Here is a 21,217-nt window from a genome sequence, read left to right as displayed (position 1 = left end):
TTGCTATCAATCTACCAAGCTGCGCGCTAAAATTTCAACAAAATGTCCTGATTTGTTATCATCTGAGGGATGAAAAAACGCTATATTTCCCTCTTATCGACCCTTGGGTGTGCAAGTTTTTTGTGTTTGTACAATGCCTTTCTTGAGTGGTTTCTTTTGTTAGTCTTGTTTGGAATCACCATTGTTGTTCAACTTCTTGGAGGAAACAAAAAGAAGCGACAATCGCTTTCTGTTCTAGATGGTTTGCGCGAAGGGGTTGCGATTCTTGATTGGGAAGGTAATATTGATGAGGTCAATCAAAAGGGAGGGGTGTTTCTTAAGCAAGATAAAAGATCCCTGGTAGGAACGTCCTTTTTTGATCATCCACGCTTGAGGGAAAGCTCCCCCCTATTGAAACGGATACAGGAGACTAAGCTTCCTCAAAGGGTGGTGCTTGGAGGGATTGAGCTGGATCTTAAGGTTCTTGAGACGAAGAAGAAAATCTTGGCAACACTTCTAGATAGTACAGGTGAGTATCAGAAGAAACAGCTTGGAAAAGATTTTGTTGCGAATGCCTCCCACGAGCTTCGAACCCCCATCACAATCATTAAGGGATTTGCTGAGACAATGTATGATCTTCCTGAAATTTCAGACGCTATGCTCACTGAGTTTACAGAGAAAATTGTGCGGAATTGCCAGAGGATGGATAACCTAGTGAAAAACCTCCTCACTCTAGCAGACCTCGATTACCTCCCTAAGGCGCGCCTTCAGGAAGTTGATTTGGTTGGAATGGTTGACAATTGTAGCCATTCGCTTCTTGCCCTTCATCCTGAAATTGAAATTGAATCGTTCCATAATGAGGAATATATTCTTGTGAGTGGCGATCCCGACCTCCTGGAGCTGGCAATTATGAATCTTTTGGAAAATGGGGTGAAGTATTCAGAAAGCCCCGCATTTTTATCGATTACTGTTGCTGATTTTGGAGGTTCGATTGAGCTATCCATTACCGATAAGGGGATGGGAATTCCTTCAAAAGACCTAGATAAGATTTTTGAGCGGTTTTATACGGTTGATAAAGCGCGCTCTCGCCGAATGGGTGGAGCGGGGCTTGGGCTTTCGATTGTGAATGTAATTGCAGCCAAGCATGATGCTAAGATCTCTGTCACCTCTACCGTTGATGAAGGGACGACCTTCAAGTTGGCTTTCCAGCCTGTTATGGGGCTCTCACTGTAATTTGAGTTGTTGAATCTGTGTGTTTCCCAGGTTTTCTAGGGGAACCTTTTTTGCTGAAATCAAATAGGTCGAGTTGTTGAGGGCTTGGAGGGGAATCGTTAAGGAGCTCTTCCAGCTTGGTCCTGTTAAGTAACGAATGGTGGACTCCTGATTCTTGAATTTCTTTGCGCTCTTCGTCAATGATGATTTGTGTCTTTTTGGTTCCCAAGACGATCGATAGGAAAGTGGTATTTGCATCTTGGAAAAACATCGGAGGCTTTTCTCTCTCTTCAAAAGTGAAGAAGTCTCCAAAGGGAGGGTATCCCTTATCGGTTTCAAGATCATAGGTTTGAGTTCCTCTAACCATTTTATAAAATGGAATACGAAAGGGATCCTCTAACTTTAGTTCATGGAAAGAAGGTAGGGGGGGCTTTGTGCCCTTATACGCTGCAATGAGGGCATCGATGAGCTTTTCAGCAAACTTCTCTTCCTTTGGGAAAAACGCATGGTGAGAGTAAAGCTCCTTGACATAGGCAATGGTAATCACTTTGAGTTCTGGCCATTTTTGAGCATCTTGAGTTAAAGAAGAAAGGTTAAGTCGTCCGTTTTTCCATCCAATTTTTTCGTCTCTGAAGTAGTCAACTTTCTTTGTTGATGGTTCTTTTTTTGAGGAATTAGTGCTTTGGGATTGCCCTCCCTTTTTGAGAGAGCGGTAGGCTAGGTCTTCCTTATGATTTCTCGCGGCACGGAGCCCTCTAAAATAGGCTAAATAGATCTGTTGTTCTTTTGTTTCCATGACGTGTCTATCAAAAAAAGAGGTTGAGAAGAGTGCAAGGATGGTAATGATGACAATAACAAATGGAAGAAGGTTCATTTTAAGGGGATCTCCATTCCTTGATGGTTGATCCAGAAAATATAGGACTCATCATCTATGGATAGTTTAAGGTAGAGGGGTTTTTTAGCTTCTTCTTCAGGCCAAGCATCAGTTGTTTGTACATCATGGCCGTCATGTGTGAGGAATTCACAGTTTAAGGTTTCCACGTTGGGGCAAAGGCATTCAGATCGGACCTTTTCATCTCCCATTAAAGAGAGAACAAGATCCCCATTGCAGTGTTCAAGTTTTCCACAAATCATACCACAAAATTCTGGCTCGGGGTCAATTCCATGGTCAAACTGGAAATGGAGGTCCCCTTTTTTATCTGTGTAAATAGATTGCTTCTCTTTATCTGAAATGTTGGCGAAGATTTGATCGAGACGTTCTTGGATATGGACCTTTTGCATCACTATAGCGGCCCCGTTCTTTTGCTTTACATTAAGGACTGAGTTCTGATAAAGCGATGAGAAGATAACTCCCAAGACGATCACAGCCAGGGAAAGGGCAATCATGAGCTCCATCAGTGTAAAAGCGTGTTTTTTCATGGAGAAGGAGGATAAATGATTTGGTTTTATTTGTCTGTTTTGGCAGCTCGCCAGCCCAAATAGCTGCTTAGAGGGTGTCCAAAAAGTCAAGTTACCCAGGTTTTAGCCTGTGAACCAAAATATTAATCATGGCTATTTTGATCCAAGTTTCGCTATTTTTAGGATAAACTTCATAATCCTTGCTCAACCTCCTGTGAGCCTATCCCGATAATCTGTCCACCCAGTATTTGATAAGGCTAAAATTCAAAAATCCTTTCCAGTAATCTAATTTTCTTTCCCAACGCACAACAAGTCGTCTGAACTTTCTTTGAAGCCATGATATTGCCCTTTCTACTTGCCATCGCTTCCTTCGAATCCAAGACGCAATTTTCTTATCTTCTGGATGTTCCCCCATCTTCCTTTTGGCTATAATCGGATAAATATTCCGTCTTAACAATTTTACCCTTAGTGCACTTGCATCATAACCTTTATCTGCCTCGAATATGGGAAGCCTTCCTGTCTCTTTTTGGAAGATTTTTATCTGCTTACTTACTCTTTCAAGCAGAGGCTCTACTTGTAATCTCTCATTTCCTTAGGTACAGAGCGTTATTCAGGACTTTGTAAATTGCTCCAACAATAATTCCCCAAATCGCAAGGCTTGCATGCAGGGCATTACTTTCTCCAGCTTTTAAAATTTCTGCACAGGCTGTTCCTGAACAATAATGTAACGGCACATGGGAATCATGAAAAGGACCCCTAAAATCCCTCCTAAAAGTGCCAAAATAAAGATGTGGGGAATGGCGGAGGTAACACCTAAAAGGAAAAGAGCCGGAACGGTGAAGATAACTCCTCCAGCGAGTCCCTCTCCAACCGAGGCGACAGTTTGGACTATATTGTTTTCTAAAATTCCGACTTTTCGAAAAAAGATGCGCAAAATAGCCATGGATAAGACTGTAGTGGGAATCGATGCAGAGATTGTCATTCCCACTTTGAGGCCTAAATATGCATTTCCTATGGCAAAGAGAAGACTGAGTAAAATTCCCAGAATAAGCGCACGAATAGAAAACTCGGTTTGTTTTTCACTTGCTTTGATAAAGGGTTTGAATGCTGCTAGATGTTCCTTCACTTTCCTGATGAGGGTTTTTTTTGGCCACTTTTTCCCCCACAAATTCAAACCTATATTTGAACGGATGATCTTTGTCGTTGCCATCTATAAAACAAACCTCAAGGTGGATTTTATAGAAGTCGCTTTTATGGGTCTCTTTTGCGCAATGATAAATAGAAGAGAGAGTTTTATAGTTTTTTTTTCCGAGCCCTGTGATTGAAACTTCTAAGGAAGAGGTTTTGGTGTTTTTAGAGCCCTTCTTGGGAATTTCTGAAAATATTAGGGGGGTTTTTAGAGTTTCATAGTAGATTTTTTCAGCTTCCCTTTCGAGCTCAAGTTCAAAGAATTTTTTCCGCATTGTTTTTTGAGAAAAAAGGGGTTCGGAAATCAAAGGAAAAGCACAGAGAGCTAGCAGGGCGATCGCAATTAAAACCTCAATGAGGACAAAAGGACGTTTATACCGAACATTCATGAAAGAGAGAGTAGCAGAATGATCAACGGAGATCAATAAATGGACATTTTAGGTTGACCGTCCATCCATATTGACCATCAAATTGATGGAGGATAATGCTTTTATCAGTCGGAGGAAACTGTTTAGGAATACTTCCAAATACTTCCATTTCGAGGAGGCGTGTTTCTGGAAGAGATAGGTATTTTTTTGCGAGTGGTGTAAAAAAAAGAGGACCTGTCGCGTGGAGGACATCCTTAATATCTTCGAAAAAGAACTTTGTTTTTCTCAAATTTTCAAGTCCTTTTTCAAGAGCTTCTTTAAAGAGGGGGTGGCGAGGCTTAGCAAGCATGGACCACTGACAGATCACATTGCTATCATACCATGTTCCCTTGTTTAGTTTGTCTGTTTCATGTTCATATCCAAGCACTAGTGAATCATTGAGCCAATCTTTTGGAAGGGAGCAAGTAGGCGTTGTATCGATATCTGAATAGAGTCCACCGAAGATATAGCTAAAGTGACTTAAATTAGTTATAGGCAGTACTCCTTGAAAAGTTCGTCTATTCCACATTGATATTTTCTTCGCTTAGACTTTGCCTGTGCCCACTTGTGTTCAATAGGGTTTAGATCAGGGGAATAGGGAGGAAGATATTCCAAGGTATGGCCTGCAGCCTGGATCTTCTCTTGCATAGATTTGCTTTTATGGAATGAAGCATTATCCATAACCAGAATACTTTCAGAGGGAAGTTTCGGTAGCAAGTCCTCCTCTGCCCAAATGGAAAAGGCGTCTGTATTAATATTGCACTCGAATAACGCAAGTGTAAGGAGGCTTGTTCCAAGTAATGCCCCTATTGCATTTGTTCTTCCTTTTGCTCCCCAATCATGAGTGCCAAAACATCGCTGTCCTATTTTGGAGTAACCGTGGGTGCGGGGCATATCATGGGCAAACCCGCTTTCATCAATATATACAATTGGCTTTCCCAAACGTTTATATTCTGCGATTTTTCCTTGAAAGATTTGTCTTTTTGTTTCGCAGGCCTTGGGATGGTTGAGAGTTTTTTTTATAGCTAATTCTTAACCTCTTCATGGCACACCGAATGCCTGAAGTGCTTACGTTGAGACGATGTGCTCGTTCATAGTTGAAGGCATCAGGGTATTTCTTGATATCCTCCATCAAGATCTCTCTATCAATCTTTATTGCAGGTCTGATTTTAGTGCGCCTCGGCTCTAACCTCTTAGACCAGAGAAACACACTATTTACACTTACTCCAAAGCGTCTTGCTACTTGGGCAAAGCTTAATTTTTCTTTGCTTCGGATTGATAGAACTTTTTTTCTAAAATCTAGCGAATATGTCATTCAAAAAATTATAACTAAAACGAAATATTTTAGCTATATATAGGACTCCATAGCGAAAAACATCAGAAAGGATCACACCTAATTTGATCTGGGAGATGTCATGCGAATACTGCGGAAAGTAGGTGTTAAAAAATGAAGCGATGTCAGCGTCTGTATAAAAATTGAATTCCCAATCGGGACAGGTCTGTTTCCATACGGCAATATTTTCAGAGTATTTATCGGGAAGGGCTTTAGTTTTGTAGGTAAAGTGGAGTTTTTTAGGGATCATGAATCTACTTACAACCTAAGGTTAGGAAACTTGATGCCCAAAGTCCATCCGTGTTCTCCATGGTATTGATGTTCAACAACACTTCTTTTAGAAATAGGAAGAGTTTCGGGAAATGATCCAAAAATTTCCATGTCTAAAACAAGAGTCTGATCTAATTGGAGATAGTCGCTTGCGATAGATGTGAATAGAAGGGGGCCTGTAGCATGGAGTACCTGTCTTGAGACCGAGAAATGGAAATTGATGTCTCTTAAGTTTTTGATGCATTTTTCGAGAGCTTTTTTAAATAGAGGGTTTTTAGGAGCCGAGAGCATTGTCCATTGGCAAATCACGTTATGTTTATATCGGAAATCTGCTACGCCCTTTCCTAATTGGAATTCGTATCCAAGGACTGTTTGGTAGCTGAGCCAATCTTTGGGGATTTTCTTTAGGGGAATTGTATCAATATCGGTATACATGCCTCCATCGATATATAAAACGGCATAGCGGAAAACATCTGCCAGGACTGCACCTAATGTAATTTTCGATAGATCGGAAAGATATTCTGGAAAGTGCACTTTAAAGAAATCAAAGATCTTTGCGTCTGAGTAATAATGCATTTCCCAATCGGGACACATCTTTTTCCATACATTGAGATTTTTCTGGAACTTTTCGGGTGGATGCTCTGTTTTGTAGGTAAAATGAAGTTTCTTGGGAACCATGAAGCTATCTCACTATTACAATAGTTTAATTTGAGGGCACTGAAATTCTAGCTTCCATCCTGATCTCCCATGGAATTGATGAAAGACGATACAGTTGGAGAGATTGGGCGTTTTCAAGTGGATAGGCGCAAATACGTCCATGTCTAGAAACAAAACCTCAGGCGTGTCTAGGTACTTGGTTGCGATTTCAGTGAAAAGCAAGGGGCCTGTCGCTGTTAATACATCCCTTTCATGCTTTAGCTCGAAGTTTTTTTCTTTCAAATTTTCCATACCCTTGTCGAGAGCTTCTTTAAAAATAGGATGTTTGGGTTTTGCTAGGAATGACCACTGGCAAAGGGTATCGGTTAAGTAACTGGGAACGGGACTACATTCAAACTTGGAAGGTTGATATTCATAGCTAATAACACTTTCAAGAGTAAGCCACTCATCAGGAATAGGGTTGAGTGGTATCGTGTCGATATCGTTGTACATTCCCCCAAAAATATACAAAACCCCATACCGAAATAGATCAGCCAAAACCACGCCCTGTCTAATTTTCTTAATATCGTTGGAGTATTGCGGAAAATGTCTTTCAAAGAATTTAAGGACTTTCCGATCTGTGTGGAGGATCATCTCCCAATCAGGGCAATAGGCTTGCCATCGCTTAAGGTTTTCTTTATAGATTTTTGGAAGATTGTCTGTTTTGTAGGTGAAATGGAGTTTTTTAGGGATCATGATGACCATAATTTTTATAGATATACTTAATCTCTGGGTAACAAAAGAAATTTTTTTTCTCAAATCTAATTTGACACTTATCTGTTGTGAGTGTATAATTGGCTTATTAAAACTTTTTTATTTGAATAATTTCCCCCCTTCAACTAATTAGAAAATTATGCAAGATCACCAGAGGACGCAATGACATATCAAGGGCGAGCTCTCTATAACCTACTTCAGATGAACTTGAAACAAGATCCTGCAGTGGAAGTGGAGCAGTGGCAGGTAGAAAACTATCGAGATCTTTCTCAGGAGGAGTTGTTCCAAAGACTTGAAAACATGGAGATTTTTCTAAGTGAAGAAAATTTTCTTCTTTATGTTGAAGAGTGCGACTCTCCAGAAGATTTGGCTGACTGTCTTTATCTGGAGGAAAATTATGAAAAACATGAGCAAGTTTATCTTTTTGTATTCGAACTTTGGCGTCGCTTAGCCCCCCATAAACAATCTCTTTCTCTGTTTGTCGATGAGTTTGATCATCTGATTGAGCAGTATGAAGAGGGAAAGCTTGAGATTGAAGATGAACTGCAAGCAGCCCTTTCCAGTTTTCAAATGATTCTTGATGACAATGTTGATGAAGGGGGGGATGCTAAAGATGGTTACCATTTCTTTTCTGCTTTTTCTTGTCATGATTTAGAAATTTTTATTTATGAATATACATCGCACCTAATCGATGCAGAAAATAATACGCTTGCATCGGAACTTCTCGAGGGCTTTTATCCATATATTGATAACGAGAGATGGTTTGATCTTATTCGTGTGCGACTTGTGACTGCAGCCGATCCTGAAGAGGGGAAAATAATGGTTGAACGGCTGTTAACTTTGCTGAAAGAAGAGCCTGAACTTTATCTTCTTTTCGAGACACTTCACTACCTGATTCATGTCGAAGAAACAGAACAATTCCAAATGGCCTACTCCCAAGCCCTTGACAGAGTCGAAACACGAGAGGATTTGCGAGAGCTGTTGCTTCTTACTACTGAATATTTCAATGCGATCGAAAAAGAAAAAGAAGAAATGTTGGTCACAGAGCTTTTAGAAGGGCAAGAGGGAAAGGATTTCAAGGAAGTAATCGGCTCCGATGATGAGGCTCTTCAAGTGTTGCGCGGTATTGTTACCCTCTCACCAGCATAGGGTCAAATCCTAAATAATCTGCAGCGGTAAATAAGTATAGAATCTGATTCTTTTCCCCGAAAAGAGAGCGCTCTTTCTTCACATTATGCAAGTGACCAAATACACAAACATTGATGTTAAATTCTTCTAAAATTTTTGAGGTTTGTGAATCTTGAAGGTCGGCGCTGATTGGAGGATAGTGGGTCATTACAATGCGGTAGTTTGCTTTTCGGTCCATCTGCTCTAGACTTATTCTCAAGCGTTGAAGGTCTCTTTCAAAAATTCGTTTCGATTTTTCCAGGTCTAAGGGTTTTTCTTTTGCCAAAGGATTTTCTACAAAGGTGATGTAGTCTTTGAAGGTGTATTCTGGGCTATCCCAAAGACGGACCCCTCCAATTGTCACATCTCCAATCGTGATGGCGGTATTGTTTACAAACTGAATAGAGGGGGGAAGAATCTCAGCAAGCTTTTTGTTCGAAGGCCACCAATAGTCATGGTTTCCTTTCAGAATCACTTTTTTGCCGGGAAGCGCATCAATCCACCCTAGATCTTTCATTGCATCTTCGAGCTTCATCGCCCAAGAAATGTCTCCAGCAATAAGCATCAGATCCTCATCGCCCACGTGTTTCTTCCAGTTTTCTTCAATACGAGCAGTATAATTTTCCCAAGCAGGACCAAATACTTCCATGTTTTTCCCGGAAGAACCAAAGGGGAGGTGAAGATCAGCTAAAGCCCATATTTTCAAAAGATGAAGTCTCTTATTTCTCTGAATATCTCCCAGAGTACGATACTGTTGTTTTAATGAAAAGAAGGAGTACGAATCTCGTTCGTAAAAGTTAGTAAGGATTGCTTTATGAAAGGATACTTGAAGATCTCCGCTTCGAGAGCATTCATTACAATGACAGCACTAAAGCCGTTAACAGCTCTTTTAGCCGCTGCTTCTGGCTTTGCACGTTTGTCACTAAAGATGAAACTACACCCACAACATTTACATTTATAGCATTGTTGACCTCTGATATGACCATTTTTTGCAACAGAACCATCTTAAATTGTTAACTGTTAACGATCATATGGAGTTGTTCTAAAAAATGTCCTGTACTAAGTCTTTCATTATAAGTTTGCTGCAAAATTTCGCATATTTATATAAATATCTTGTTTTCAGTGATTTGAGTTGAATTATGCAACAAAGCCTTTTTTTTTATTTAGATTATTTCTAACTTTGTGTTATAGATAAATTGACTTAAATTAGTTATAGGCAGTGCTCCTTGAAAAGTTCGTCTATTCCACATTGATATTTTCTTCGCTTAGACTTTGCCTGTGCCCACTTGTGTTCAATAGGGTTTAGATCAGGGGAATAGGGAGGAAGATATTCCAAGGCATGGTCTGCAGCGTGGATCTTCTCTTGCATAGATTTGCTTTTATGGAATGAAGCATTATCCATAACCAGAATACTTTCAGAGGGAAGTTTCGGTAGCAAGTCCTCCTCTGCCCAAATGGAAAAGGCATCTGTATTAATGTTGCACTCGAATAACGCAAGTGTAAGGAGGCTTGTTCCAAGTAATGCCCCTATTGCATTTGTTCTTCCTTTTGCTCCCCAATCATGAGTGCCAAAACATCGCTGTCCTATTTTGGAGTAACCGTGGGTGCGGGGCATATCATGGGCAAACCCGCTTTCATCAATATGTACAATTGGCTTTCCCAAACATTTATATTCTGCGATTTTCCCTTGAAAGATTTGTCTTTTTGTTTCGCAGGCCTTGGGATGGTTGAGCGTTTTTTTTATAGCTAATTCTTAGCCTCTTCATGGCACACCGAATGCCTGAAGTGCTTACGTTGAGACGATGTGCTCGTTCATAGTTGAAGGCATCAGGGTATTTCTTGATATCCTCCATCAAGATCTCTCTATCAATCTTTATTGCAGGTCTGATTTTAGTGCGCCTCGGCTCTAACCTCTTAGACCAGAGAAACACACTATTTACACTTACTCCAAAGCGTCTTGCTACTTGGGCAAAGCTTAATTTTTCTTTGCTTCGGATTGATAGAACTTTTTTTCTAAAATCTAGCGAATATGTCATTCAAAAAATTATAACTAAAACGAAATATTTTAGCTATATTGTTTCTATTTGCGACAAATACAGTGGTTCCATCGGGGGTGATGGTCACTACAAAAGGGCCGCTAAAGGGGCCAAGAGTGTCATTCACAGTTCCTATAATGGTTTGTGTCGCGGGATCTACAATGGAAACGGAATTCCCGCTAAAGTTCGTCACGAGGTAATTGGGAAAAAACTTATGGATTTGAAAAGGAAAGCAAACAAAGTAATCTTAAAGAAATGTCTCATGATCGCGTCCTCTTGAATGTTTCAGAGGCAGGACGGTAGTTTATAAAAGATATTTTAATCAAATCTTTTTAGCGCTCAGAGAGTTTAGAAGCTCCAATACGATTTAGTTTCTTGTAAGAGCATCAGCTAATGAAAAAGCATTGTACGTTAGATGAGCAATAGTAGGGGCCCAAAGATCACCGGTGATACTTTGCGCGGCGCAGTAATAGAGGCCACCAATTGTAGACATGAAAACTCTTGAGATTCGCCATTCAGGTGAACCGCTGATGAGTCCATGCAAGGCACCAAATACGACAGCATTTGCTAAAAGTATGTGGTATTTGGATTCCTTCGATAAATGCCCTCGAAAAAGAGGTTCTTCACCAAAAGGGGCAGTAAGGCTTGATGCAATTGGGATTAGAGCAGCAGGAGTCAATTTCATAGGTGCTGGTTTCAAAAGTTTATTTAACCATGGGAGAGAGTTGATGCAAAGGCGCGATGTGGCAACTCTTAAAACACCGATACCTAAGCCAACCATAATTGTTTTATATTCAGGGATATGCGAATAAGAATCACGGGCCTTTTTTGGAAATTCTAATAAAATCACTTCTTTCTCCAATTAAATTAGGATGAATTTATCAAAACAAATAATAAATAACCATATTAAAATTATTATTTGCTTTGTTGCATAATTCATTGAAAGTCTTTTTGGCCCTCCCACTTCTGTGGGTCAGTTTATCACTTTATAACTATCTGGCATACCCAGTTCGGTCATACAGTTCAGAGCTTGGAGCTTTATCATAGATTCGGTAAATTGATTTCCCCAGGTTCTTGAGCGAGGTTTGTCTCCTACAATCGTCTTGAATCGGAACATGAAAGTCTCGACCAAAGACCTTTTATGATATCCCACTTTCTCCTTCCAAAGCTTTCTCCCATCTTCTCCACCTCGCCTGATTTCCTCTATAGCTGTATTTCTTTGAGCCAAGCATGGAGCGGGATCTTTCTTGTGAAGGCGGGCATTTTTTGGTGGTGGAATGACCGGCCTTCCCCCTCGATCATCTACGGCCATCCGACAATCTATTGTGTCATAGGCCCCGTCACCGTAAACATCTCCCAACGAGAAGTCGTCTAGGCAATCCATCATCTCAACCATAGCTGCGTCATCAGTTACATTATTTGAGCTCAGAGCTCCAATAACAATCTCATTCGAATCAACACACATGCCCACATGAAGTTTTCTCCATGTTCTCCTTTTAGAGTATCCATGCTTGCGGGTTTTCCATTCACCCTCACCAAAAACTTTCAATCTGGTAGAATCGAAAATCACATTCAAGCTTTCCCCTGACTTAAGAGGCCTTTTTAAAGGGATTTTCAGATGTCTGGCTCTCCGAGAGAAGACTGAGTAATGGGGGCAGTTAAGGTTGAGACCTAAGATCGCAATAAGTGACTCGATAAAGCCCTGAAGTTGACGAAGTTTGCAATGAAAAACTGCGCGTATCATCAAGGCACATAGAATGGCGTCATCAGAGTAGAATTTTGGCCGACCTCGACTGCCTAAATTTTCGTTGGAATACCACTTCTCTATAACTTCGGGACTAAACCAAAAAGTGATGCTCCCCCTATTTTTCAATGAAGTGTTATACTGCTTCCAGTTTCGGATTCGATAGATCTCTCTCTCTTTTTGGATGGGTTTGAATCTTTCTTATTCGTCATTTTGAGCCTATGGTTTTTCGTTTTCATAAACAAAAAATTTTATAGACTCACTGACCTTAAGGCAAGAATCACATTTTCTGCAGCTATTTATGCAACAAAGCATATTAAAATTATTATTAAAAAACAAAGTCGTTTGGAATGATAGTATTAGATGTCACAATAATAATGCCGTCGCGGATGTAGATACCGTCGCCATCGTAGGTTTCTAGTCCCTTTTCATTGGTGAGGCGTACATTGTCGCCAATTTTAACATCTTGGTCGATAATAGCTTTTTCGATGTAACAGTTTTCTCCGATCTCGTAGGAGAGCGTGGCATCATCGATTTTGGTGAAGGTTTTGTTTCCTAGGAGGATCGAACCGCGGATAATCGTTCCTTTACGAACAACAGAGCGCACTCCAACAATGCTATGGGTGACCTCTTCAGCTTCAAGAACGGATCCATCGCAGATGACGGAATCAATCACAGTAGTTTCCGTCAATCTTGCACCTGGAAGGTAGTGATTATGGGCGTAGATGGGAAGGACTTCGTTATATAGGTTGAGTCCAAGGGAGTTGGTTGTCAGAGCAAGGTTTGCATCATAATAGGAGGAAATTGTTCCAATATCTTCCCAATACCCCTGGTAAAGGAATGCCGCGGCTTTGCCACTCTTCAGTTGAGTGGGAATCATATGTTTTCCAAAGTCTTCACGAAGGTCTTTCTTAAGAAGAGAGATCAATACATCCTTTTTAAAGACATAGATTCCCATTGATGCTAAGAAACAGGGCGGGTTCCCACAATGGATGTCATGATCTTTTACAAAGTCGTCTGAGAGTTCGAACTGCTTGAGAATGGCTGGATCCTTGGGTTTCTCATGAAAGTCAATGATATTGCAGTCTTTATCGATGTTAAGAAGTCCTAGGCGAGGAGCTGCGATTTGATCAACGGGAAGTGAGGCAATGGTGAGGTCGGCATCTTTATCATAGGCAAACTGAACCATGGCCTGAAGGTCCATATTGTAAAGCTGATCGCCTGATAAGATTAGAAAGTAGTCAATGGGGAGTTGTGTCAGCATTTCAATATTTTGTCTCACGGCATCTGCTGTTCCTTCATACCATATTTTCCCATCTGGGCGCTCTTCTGGTGTCAGAAGATTAAGGCTCCCTCCCTGAAACTGATCTAGTGGGTAGGTTTCCTTAATGTGTTGATTGAGACTTGAGGAAAAGTATTGAGAGATGACATAGATGTGATTCATTCTGGAGTTGAGAGAGTTAGAAATCGGGACATCGATAAGGCGGTACCGTCCACCAAAATTTACAGCGGGTTTACATCGATGTTGCGTTAAAGGGAACAGACGCGTGCCTTGACCTCCAGCGAGTATGACGCACGCAACACGATCTGTAATATTGAATCCCTTCTTTAGAGCCACTTGTCCTTTCCCAACTTATATACTTCCTATATCTAAAGTAGGGAGGGAAATCAATGGCTGAATTGAAGAAACTCGTTAAATTGTTTTCTTCCAGTTTTTTATGATGACCGTCATTTCATCTTGAATCGACTTTGAGAGACCTTTTGTTTTGGAGACATGGATAAATCGTTCTTGAAGAGAACCTTTGGTCAGGTCTGAACATGCAAAGATTAAATAACTTGCAAAAAGAGGACGTTTGAGGGGTGTTTCTTTTTCAAGGACTTCAAGTGCGGCGGTGGCGATCTCATCATCTTCCGGGAATCCAGAAAGGGCGATGGCTGCGTATTCGTTGTCTTTAGAAAGAGGCTCTTGTTTGAGGCGCTTAATAAGGAAGGACTTTGAGCGATTGCCAAAGGAGACTAAGGCTAAAATGATCTCTTCATCGGTAAAAAAGTTTTCCTGCCCAAGTGCTTCAAAAAGAGGAGGGATCGCTCGTTCATCTTGAATTTTCCCTAAGCACTTTGCAGCAAAAATGGGGCTGCGACCATACCCAGGGTAGAGGGGATCATAAAACACACGGGAGGAAATAAGGTGAATGAGGGCGGGAACTGAGTCTTTCCCCTGGTCTACAAGAGCTTGGATTTCTTTTTCTGAGTGGTGTTCTTCAGAAAGAATAAGGTCGCTGATTAGCTTTTCACCTTTTTGGTCATAAACTTCGCGGAGCTGATGGTAAATTCTTTTCGATTCCTCAACACTATCTTTTGCTGCATCGGGAAGGTAAACCTCGGCTAAATTTTGCTTATGATCAAGCTCAATTTTCTGGAGGTATTCAATTTGCTCAATATCGAAATCTGGCATCACTCCCACACCATCTTGACCATAATATTCCAACATGACTTCAAAGCTGCCTCCAAAGTGGGCATCGCGGTGCATTAAGATTTCCATATCAACAGTGTCAATCACATCATGCATGAGAAGTTTCTCCTTTAAAGGCTTTGTCTTTTAATAGAGAGGCATTGTAACTCGAGCGGACAAAAGGTCCAGAGTACATATATTTCACCCCAATACTGTGTCCATACTCCTCAAACATTTTGAACTCTTCGGGGGTGATAAATGATTTTACAAGGAGCTTGTTCTTGTTTGGCTGAAGGTATTGGCCGATAGTGATGATTTCGCATCCAACACTATGGAGATCGTCAATGGTTTCTTTCACTTCATCTAGTGTTTCTCCGAGTCCCACCATGATTCCTGATTTTACAAAGGGAACGATATTTTGACTTTTTACATAGCGGAGGACATCAAGCGTTCTTTCGTATGTGGCTTTATGGCGCACGCGCGGCGTCATTCGTCTGACTGTTTCAATATTGTGGTTAAAGATTTCAGGTTTTGCATCGATGACAATATCAAGGAGCTTTTCATCACCTGAAAAGTCTGAAGTCAATACTTCGACTGTTGCCCCGACATTTTCTTGATGAATTGTCTGAATAATTTTAGTAATATGGTTTGCTCCTTGGTCAGGAAGATCGTCACGTGCCACCATTGTGATCACGATATGGCGCAGTCCCAATACCTTTGCCGATTGTGCAATCCGCATGGGCTCGTCAACCTCTGGCGCTTTGGGGTTTTTTGCAAAGTCGATGTCGCAGAACCCACAAGCTCGTGTACAAGCGCTTCCAAGAGCTAAAAAAGTTGCTGTTTTATTAGAATAGCATTCTAAACGGTTAGGACATTTTGCCTCTTCGCAAACAGTACTTAGCCCACTCTTTTTCAAGATTTCATTCGTTTGAAAAAGCTCTTTCCCACGCGGGAGCTTTCGGTGTAGCCAAGAAGGAAACCGTCCCATTGCTCCATCGGGGTTTTCTGGAAGGCGATTAAGCTTGGGCTTTTTTGGGCGGTTGTCGAACAGCTCCTTAGTCAAACTATCCTCTAGGTTTTATCTTTGGAGGGAAATGGATGGGGGTCTCATTTGCAAGGAGAGATGCCTCAAGCCACGCCTCAGGAATTGTAGGATGTGCATGAATTGTATCTGTAACGCAATCTAAGGTGAGTTCGTTATTTATCGCAAGAGCCATCTCAGCAATCATTGCCGATGCTTCGTGCCCAATGACCTGTGCGCCATAAATTTCACCTGTATTTTGATCAGAAATCACTTGCGCAAATCCATCAGTTTCATTGGTTGCTATCGACTTTCCAAGAGCCTGAAAAGGGAAAGTCCCAACGCGAATGTTGAGTCCTTTTTCTTTAGCTTCTTCAGCAGTAAGCCCAACCATTGCAATTTCTGGGTGGGTAAAAATTACTGCGGGGATGGCGTTGTAATGAAGGTGTGCTTCTTGTCCGCAAGCATTTGCTGCGGCAACAATCCCTTGGTGAGAGGCAACATGAGCAAGCATTGCAATTGCTGTAATATCTCCGATTGCATAGATCCCCGGAACATGGGTTTCCATTTTATCGTTGACTTCGATAGCCCCTTTAGGTCCGGGCTTTAGACCCGCTTTTTCGAGACCGAGCCCCTCTGAATTTAGACGTCTGCCCACGGAAACAATAGCCTTTTCGACTTCGAGAGAGTCTCCTCCCTTGAAGTGAACAATAAGACCATTTTCCTTCTTTTCAACTTTCTCAACAGCCGTATGTGTTTTGAGTTCAATTCCTCTTTTAGTGAATGCAGCGGTGAGTGCATCAGAAATTGTTTTTCCCTGCGCTGCAACAATTGCTGGGAGGGCTTCAATAATCGTAACCTTCACCCCAAACTCTGCAAAAAGGGAAGCAAATTCACATCCGATATACCCGCCGCCAATGATGGCCATTGATTTTGGAAGCTCGGTGAGTTCGAGTGCAGAGGTTGAGTTTAGAATTGTGTTGTGTTCACAAGGGAAGGCTGGGATGTCAATGGGCTCAGAGCCTGTTGCAATAATAATTTTCTCTGCATGGATGAGAGCACTGTCCTCTCCCTTAACTTTTAATTCTTTTGGTGACTGGAACTGAGCCATTCCCTGGAAAATTGTAATGCCATTTGATTTCAATAATCCACCGAGGCTTCCTCGGATTTTGCTGACGACTTGGTCTTTTCTCTCTTTCATTTTTCCATAGTCGAATGTGACATTTTCTGCTTTGATTCCAAAATCCTCAGCGTGCTTAATCTTATTGAAAATGCTTGCATTCGAAAGAAGAGACTTTGAAGGGATACACCCAACATTCAAACAGGTTCCCCCTAGATACTCTTTCTCGATAAGGGCAACCTTCTTCCCCATCTGCGCGGCTTTAATCGCAGCGACATAACCACCCGGTCCAGCGCCGATTACAGCTAAGTCAAACTTTTGCTTTCCAGTCATTCCTTTCTCCTAAAATTGATAGACCTAATTGTACCTCTATTCTGCCAAAATGTAAATGGCCTTTCAAGGCAGGCCCATATTTTACTTTCCCTATGAAGGGAAATACGTTAAGATGGCATTAACAGGATAAATTTGGACCCAAGAATGAAGCAGGTAGATAGGACAAAAGCTTGTTGGAATTGTGAAGCTGATGTGAGTCATCAAGCAACCTACTGTCCGTTTTGCGGAACTGATTTATTGACATCGTCTGTTGAACCATCAAAAACACCTGCACCATCTCAAGATAAAAAATTTGTGGATCAAACGCTTCAGGAGAGCTTAGCTTCCTTATATAAGCCCCCCTACTCTGTTCGTAATAGGCAAGGGCTTGGCGTTCCCGATGAGCGAGAAGAAACGCCTTTTAAGGAAGCAGAGCCTGCGAGAGAGAACCCTCTTTTCCAATCCTATGAGCAGATGGACATCGAAGATCATGTGCCTCCCCCCACTCCTGCTCCAGCTCAACATATGGAGATTATAGAAGAAGAGGAAGAGGTAACGCGCCGGGGAAATATTCTTCCTCTGCTATTTTTAATGATCGGTGCACATCTTTGTATGCTTGGAATATTACTACTTTTTTGTGCTAAAGATGGGGTTGTTACCCTCCAGTGGAGTAGTCGGTTTTGGTTTCTTTACTGTCTTATCAGTGCACCTCTTCTCTATTTTGGAGGGCGCATGTTAAAACCTATGAATACGCCCCCTGTCTAGTGCATTAGTCATGGAGTGAAGTGTAATTATATAGGTGTACAAATATTCTAACCTTGCGATAAGACAATTTCTTAATACGGCACAAGGAGAAGAAGAAGCGCAAAGGTTTCAGAATAACATTTGAATCGTTTGATTTAGATAACCCAGGTGACATTATCGACAAATCTCTTCTTATCAAATGTAAGCAAAGTCATGCAGTGGTTGAAGGGAATGAGTTCGAAAATAATGCTGATGGAGTTTTCCCACTTGAAGAAGATGTTTTGGGGAAGGCACTTTTGGGGCAGAGGCTATTTAGTGGTAAGCTCAGGAAATATTACGGATGAGATGATTCAGTCATACATTGACGAACAAGAAGGTGAGCCTCTACAAGATAATAGTCGATTTCAAATCGACCCCTAATTAACCCCTCGACTTATAGGCGAGGCGTTGTTTAGTTACACTTGTAGAAAGAACCTTGACAGTTTTTTTTGAGCCAATTCTGAATTGTGAAATCCTGTTCTTCGTTCAACATATTCAAATACTCACGTGTATTCTCTACAGCGTTTCTTCTCACTTCTTCACCAATTTGAAGATTTTTTTCCATCAACGGAAGCTTTACTTCAAAAAACCATTTTTCATCTCTTACAGTGTAATGATTGATGCACATTTGGTCGTAATCAAGTTCAAGATGAGTATATCCTTCACTATAGGACCAAGGGTTGTGCGCATGGACATTTATCGCAAATTCTGGTTTGAATATTGCCTTGAAGTCAACCTTGCTTTTGTCTTGAATTTTCATTCTTCTTGTGAGGTGATTGATGACAGACTCCCCTTTGGGGATCTCTTTGACATTTGAAGTTCCAAATATAGCTAAAGTGACTTAAATTAGTTATAGGCAGTGCTCCTTGAAAAGTTCGTCTATTCCACATTGATATTTTCTTCGCTTAGACTTTGCCTGTGCCCACTTGTGTTCAATAGGGTTTAGATCAGGGGAATAGGGAGGAAGATATTCCAAGGTATGGCCTGCAGCGTGGATCTTCTCTTGCATAGATTTGCTTTTATGGAATGAAGCATTATCCATAACCAGAATACTTTCAGAGGGAAGTTTCGGTAGCAAGTCCTCCTCTGCCCAAATGGAAAAGGCATCTGTATTAATATTGCACTCGAATAACGCAAGTGTAAGGAGGCTTGTTCCAAGTAATGCCCCTATTGCATTTGTTCTTCCTTTTGCTCCCCAATCATGAGTACCAAAACATCGCTGTCCTATTTTGGAGTAACCGTGGGTGCGGGGCATATCATGGGCAAACCCGCTTTCATCAATATATACAATTGGCTTTCCCAAACGTTTATATTCTGCGATTTTTCCTTGAAAGATTTGTCTTTTTGTTTCGCAGGCCTTGGGATGGTTGAGCGTTTTTTTTATAGCTAATTCTTAACCTCTTCATGGCACACCGAATGCCTGAAGTGCTTACTTTGAGACGGTGTGCTCGTTCATAGTTGAAGGCATCAGGGTATTTCTTGATATCCTCCATCAAGATCTCTCTATCAATCTTTATTGCAGGTCTGATTTTAGTGCGCCTCGGCTCTAACCTCTTAGACCAGAGAAACACACTATTTACACTTACTCCAAAGCGTTTTGCTACTTGGGCAAAGCTTAATTTTTCTTTGCTTCGGATCGATAGAACTTTTTTTCTAAAATCTAGCGAATATGTCATTCAAAAAATTATAACTAAAACGAAATATTTTAGCTATAGCTTCCAGTACATGAAAAATCCTGCAATCTTGTATCCATCTTTCTTTTTTGGCAAACTTTCCAAAAAGTGAAGAATAGATCTAAAATTTTCAGGAATGACAATGAATTCGTCGATATCGATATGGGCGACCCATTCAGACTCTTTTGCATATGATTCCATGAAATGATTTGCATTGGCATGCTGCACCACATCTAAAATAAATCCATTAGGCAACCTTTTTATATGTGGTTTATCCTGATTAAGATTTTTTTCTAAGGTCACAATTCCCATATCTACATATTTTTGAAGAACCTCTTCGTAGTTATCAGTGCTACAATGATTATACAGATAAAAGTGGTTAACTCCAATCAATCGATGATACTCGATCCATTCCTCTAAGAACCTCCCTTCATTTCTAAATGTGGACAAAATGGAGACAGAATGTTTTGCATAAATAATGCTCGTAAAGCATAAAATAATTACAATTTTTTTTAATATTATCATTGCTGCTATCTATCCTTATTTTTTTCAAGAATGCCATAAAATGTAAATATAGCTGAATTGTTTTCTTCTAGAAATAAACAATATTCTTTGAAAAGTTCATCACTCGAGGAACAAAGCAGTATAATGGGTTCTGTTCTCTAATTGCGCGCAAGAGAATCTTGCAAAAAATAGGTAATGGCAAAATATTTTCTTGGAATGGATAATTTGTTCTTTAGATCCAGAGTACAGGAGCAAAGATAGACCAAAATAGTTCTTTCAAATGGCGTCATTATGAATCATGTATCATATTTACTCTGCGTAAGATGGTATTGCCGCTATTGCTTCAGCTATAGAAATTTAGAAGAGATGATGAATGAACGAGGATTGACTGTTGACTATACAACCATTTACCGATGGGTCCAACGGTACGCTTTAGAAATCAGAAGGAGATTAGCAAAATTTGTCCGAGCTCCAAATGCGTCTTGGAGGGTTGATGAAACCTACATCAAGATTAAAGGAGTCTGGCATTGCCTTTATAGGTCGATTCATTCGATTTCTATTTGAGCAAAAAACGGGATGCAAAAGCCACATTTATGTTTTTTCAAAAGCTTTCTTCTATCGGAGATCCAAGAGTAATCAATGTCGATAAGGACAAGGCTTATCCATGTGCTTTTGCAGCAATGCAAGAGAAGGGGATCTTTGTAAATACAGAGCTTCGAAGAGTGTATCTGAACAACATTATTGAGCAGGACCATTGGACGGTCAAAAAACAATATCATCATTCCTTTGGTTACAAGAAATTTGCGTCAGCAAGAAATACTATTGAAAGGATTGAAGCAATGCATATGATTTTCAAAGGACAAATTGATGGGGCCTCGGATGGAAACGCCTGTGATGTAAAGATATTTATTGAAAGCTTATTTGAAGAGAATGACCTAGCAGCTTAACGACAACAAGAGAGTGAAAACTTTCTGCTTGAATGGACTCGGTGTTTTTTGCAACAAAAAAATGGAGCAAGCTGAAGGCTTGGGGGCTTAAAATGAGCAAAACGAGGTTCTGTTGGTACTTGGATGCCGTTTACAACATTGTTTGCTCATTTTATTCGGAGCTCATGTTGGGGCGAGGAAAAAATATCTTCCTCAAAAAAAGACCCCGGAGAGAACACTGGAAAATTCCTGTTATTTTGGAAAAATGAGAGATTCTCTTGC

27 protein-coding genes and 2 pseudogenes are annotated in these 21,217 nt (G+C 40.7%); 5 read left to right on the top strand and 24 right to left on the bottom strand.

Annotated features, from left to right (window positions below; all coding sequences use genetic code 11):
* Positions 1-69 precede the first annotated feature (69 nt).
* Positions 70-1,212: a sensor histidine kinase gene (locus R2I63_RS05135; protein WP_316359529.1), complete on the top strand. Its 1,143-nt coding sequence runs from the start codon at positions 70-72 to the stop codon at positions 1,210-1,212.
* Here R2I63_RS05135 and R2I63_RS05130 read toward each other — a convergent pair.
* From R2I63_RS05130 to R2I63_RS05075, 11 genes are all read right to left on the bottom strand, one after another.
* A complete protein-coding gene (locus R2I63_RS05130) occupies positions 1,193-2,065 on the bottom strand; it encodes a hypothetical protein (RefSeq protein WP_316359526.1) in 873 nt (290 codons plus the stop codon). The genes R2I63_RS05135 and R2I63_RS05130 overlap by 20 nt on opposite strands.
* Entirely contained in the window at positions 2,062-2,610 is a 549-nt protein-coding gene (locus R2I63_RS05125; protein ID WP_316359523.1) for a PilW family protein, read from the bottom strand. Before R2I63_RS05125 ends, R2I63_RS05130 begins: the two co-directional genes overlap by 4 nt.
* 199 nt (positions 2,611-2,809) lie before the next feature.
* On the bottom strand, positions 2,810-3,154 hold the full coding sequence (locus R2I63_RS05115; protein ID WP_338140842.1) for a transposase: 345 nt from the start codon (positions 3,152-3,154) through the stop codon (positions 2,810-2,812).
* A gap of 123 nt (positions 3,155-3,277) precedes the next feature.
* Entirely contained in the window at positions 3,278-3,715 is a 438-nt protein-coding gene (locus R2I63_RS05110) for an OPT/YSL family transporter (RefSeq protein ID WP_316359522.1), read from the bottom strand.
* Positions 3,669-4,166: a hypothetical protein gene (locus R2I63_RS05105; RefSeq protein ID WP_316359520.1), complete on the bottom strand. Its 498-nt coding sequence runs from the start codon at positions 4,164-4,166 to the stop codon at positions 3,669-3,671. Before R2I63_RS05105 ends, R2I63_RS05110 begins: the two co-directional genes overlap by 47 nt.
* Positions 4,167-4,188: 22 nt before the next feature.
* Positions 4,189-4,713 (bottom strand): hypothetical protein, encoded by a 525-nt coding sequence (locus R2I63_RS05100; protein ID WP_316359518.1) that lies wholly within the window; start codon positions 4,711-4,713, stop codon positions 4,189-4,191.
* The gene (locus R2I63_RS05095) at positions 4,674-5,144 is read right to left on the bottom strand and encodes an IS630 family transposase (RefSeq protein ID WP_316359746.1); all 471 of its coding nucleotides are present in this window, start codon (positions 5,142-5,144) and stop codon (positions 4,674-4,676) included. Before R2I63_RS05095 ends, R2I63_RS05100 begins: the two co-directional genes overlap by 40 nt.
* Positions 5,131-5,499, bottom strand: coding sequence for an IS630 transposase-related protein (locus R2I63_RS05090; RefSeq protein WP_316356278.1), 369 nt, complete (start codon positions 5,497-5,499; stop codon positions 5,131-5,133). Before R2I63_RS05090 ends, R2I63_RS05095 begins: the two co-directional genes overlap by 14 nt.
* The gene (locus tag R2I63_RS05085; protein ID WP_316359516.1) at positions 5,477-5,767 is read right to left on the bottom strand and encodes a hypothetical protein; all 291 of its coding nucleotides are present in this window, start codon (positions 5,765-5,767) and stop codon (positions 5,477-5,479) included. The genes R2I63_RS05090 and R2I63_RS05085 overlap by 23 nt, the downstream gene beginning before the upstream one ends.
* Positions 5,768-5,775: 8 nt before the next feature.
* On the bottom strand, positions 5,776-6,465 hold the full coding sequence (locus R2I63_RS05080) for a glycosyltransferase family 32 protein (RefSeq protein ID WP_316359513.1): 690 nt from the start codon (positions 6,463-6,465) through the stop codon (positions 5,776-5,778).
* 15 nt (positions 6,466-6,480) lie between these two features.
* Positions 6,481-7,179 carry a glycosyltransferase family 32 protein gene (locus tag R2I63_RS05075; RefSeq protein WP_316359511.1) on the bottom strand — a complete coding sequence of 233 codons (699 nt, stop codon included), beginning with the start codon at positions 7,177-7,179 and terminating at the stop codon, positions 6,481-6,483.
* A gap of 180 nt (positions 7,180-7,359) precedes the next feature.
* Between R2I63_RS05075 and R2I63_RS05070 the strand changes: the two genes are divergently transcribed.
* The gene (locus tag R2I63_RS05070) at positions 7,360-8,346 is read left to right on the top strand and encodes a hypothetical protein (RefSeq protein WP_316359508.1); all 987 of its coding nucleotides are present in this window, start codon (positions 7,360-7,362) and stop codon (positions 8,344-8,346) included.
* On the opposite strand, the gene R2I63_RS05065 is transcribed toward R2I63_RS05070, so the two are convergent.
* The 9 genes from R2I63_RS05065 to lpdA form a co-directional block, all read right to left on the bottom strand.
* The gene (locus R2I63_RS05065) at positions 8,327-9,070 is read right to left on the bottom strand and encodes a metallophosphoesterase (protein ID WP_316359506.1); all 744 of its coding nucleotides are present in this window, start codon (positions 9,068-9,070) and stop codon (positions 8,327-8,329) included. The two genes, R2I63_RS05070 and R2I63_RS05065, sit on opposite strands and share 20 nt — an antisense overlap.
* 504 nt (positions 9,071-9,574) lie before the next feature.
* Positions 9,575-10,045: a transposase gene (locus R2I63_RS05060; RefSeq protein WP_316359770.1), complete on the bottom strand. Its 471-nt coding sequence runs from the start codon at positions 10,043-10,045 to the stop codon at positions 9,575-9,577.
* Positions 10,032-10,400 carry an IS630 transposase-related protein gene (locus R2I63_RS05055; RefSeq protein WP_316359504.1) on the bottom strand — a complete coding sequence of 123 codons (369 nt, stop codon included), beginning with the start codon at positions 10,398-10,400 and terminating at the stop codon, positions 10,032-10,034. Before R2I63_RS05055 ends, R2I63_RS05060 begins: the two co-directional genes overlap by 14 nt.
* A 367-nt stretch (positions 10,401-10,767) precedes the next feature.
* A complete protein-coding gene (locus tag R2I63_RS05050) occupies positions 10,768-11,262 on the bottom strand; it encodes a CPBP family intramembrane glutamic endopeptidase (protein WP_316359503.1) in 495 nt (164 codons plus the stop codon).
* 111 nt (positions 11,263-11,373) lie between these two features.
* A complete protein-coding gene (locus tag R2I63_RS05045) occupies positions 11,374-12,303 on the bottom strand; it encodes an IS5 family transposase (protein WP_316359767.1) in 930 nt (309 codons plus the stop codon).
* 169 nt (positions 12,304-12,472) lie between these two features.
* A complete protein-coding gene (gene glgC / locus R2I63_RS05040) occupies positions 12,473-13,762 on the bottom strand; it encodes a glucose-1-phosphate adenylyltransferase (RefSeq protein ID WP_316359501.1) in 1,290 nt (429 codons plus the stop codon).
* 75 nt (positions 13,763-13,837) lie between these two features.
* Positions 13,838-14,713 (bottom strand): HEAT repeat domain-containing protein, encoded by an 876-nt coding sequence (locus tag R2I63_RS05035; RefSeq protein WP_316359500.1) that lies wholly within the window; start codon positions 14,711-14,713, stop codon positions 13,838-13,840.
* The gene (gene lipA / locus R2I63_RS05030) at positions 14,706-15,659 is read right to left on the bottom strand and encodes a lipoyl synthase (RefSeq protein WP_316359498.1); all 954 of its coding nucleotides are present in this window, start codon (positions 15,657-15,659) and stop codon (positions 14,706-14,708) included. The genes R2I63_RS05035 and lipA overlap by 8 nt, the downstream gene beginning before the upstream one ends.
* Position 15,660: 1 nt before the next feature.
* The gene (gene lpdA / locus R2I63_RS05025; RefSeq protein WP_316359496.1) at positions 15,661-17,070 is read right to left on the bottom strand and encodes a dihydrolipoyl dehydrogenase; all 1,410 of its coding nucleotides are present in this window, start codon (positions 17,068-17,070) and stop codon (positions 15,661-15,663) included.
* A 144-nt stretch (positions 17,071-17,214) separates the two neighbouring features.
* Here lpdA and R2I63_RS05020 point away from each other — a divergent pair, with 144 nt between their 5' ends.
* Both R2I63_RS05020 and tnpA read left to right on the top strand, forming a co-directional pair.
* The gene (locus R2I63_RS05020) at positions 17,215-17,814 is read left to right on the top strand and encodes a hypothetical protein (protein WP_316359494.1); all 600 of its coding nucleotides are present in this window, start codon (positions 17,215-17,217) and stop codon (positions 17,812-17,814) included.
* A 177-nt stretch (positions 17,815-17,991) separates the two neighbouring features.
* Positions 17,992-18,213: pseudogene (tnpA, locus tag R2I63_RS05015) on the top strand (IS200/IS605 family transposase); the annotation flags it as partial.
* A gap of 31 nt (positions 18,214-18,244) precedes the next feature.
* Here tnpA and R2I63_RS05010 read toward each other — a convergent pair.
* Genes R2I63_RS05010 through R2I63_RS04995 form a run of 4 tightly spaced genes read right to left on the bottom strand, consistent with a single transcriptional unit; the run spans position 18,245 to position 20,030 of the window.
* A complete protein-coding gene (locus R2I63_RS05010) occupies positions 18,245-18,634 on the bottom strand; it encodes a glycosyltransferase family 92 protein (protein WP_316359764.1) in 390 nt (129 codons plus the stop codon).
* A gap of 48 nt (positions 18,635-18,682) precedes the next feature.
* Positions 18,683-19,153 (bottom strand): IS630 family transposase, encoded by a 471-nt coding sequence (locus R2I63_RS05005; RefSeq protein ID WP_316359762.1) that lies wholly within the window; start codon positions 19,151-19,153, stop codon positions 18,683-18,685.
* Positions 19,140-19,508: an IS630 transposase-related protein gene (locus R2I63_RS05000; protein WP_316358055.1), complete on the bottom strand. Its 369-nt coding sequence runs from the start codon at positions 19,506-19,508 to the stop codon at positions 19,140-19,142. Before R2I63_RS05000 ends, R2I63_RS05005 begins: the two co-directional genes overlap by 14 nt.
* A gap of 33 nt (positions 19,509-19,541) precedes the next feature.
* Positions 19,542-20,030 (bottom strand): glycosyltransferase family 92 protein, encoded by a 489-nt coding sequence (locus R2I63_RS04995; RefSeq protein WP_316359490.1) that lies wholly within the window; start codon positions 20,028-20,030, stop codon positions 19,542-19,544.
* A 236-nt stretch (positions 20,031-20,266) separates the two neighbouring features.
* Between R2I63_RS04995 and R2I63_RS04990 the strand changes: the two are divergent.
* Positions 20,267-20,956, top strand: a pseudogene (locus R2I63_RS04990) (IS6 family transposase).
* The last annotated feature ends 261 nt before the right edge of the window (positions 20,957-21,217 follow it).

It is taken from the genome of Candidatus Neptunochlamydia sp. REUL1 (genome assembly GCF_963457595.1).
GTDB lineage: Bacteria > Chlamydiota > Chlamydiia > Chlamydiales > Simkaniaceae > Neptunichlamydia.
The sequence above is the reverse complement of the archived record's forward strand: the minus strand, read 5'-3'. Positions and strand labels throughout refer to the sequence as shown.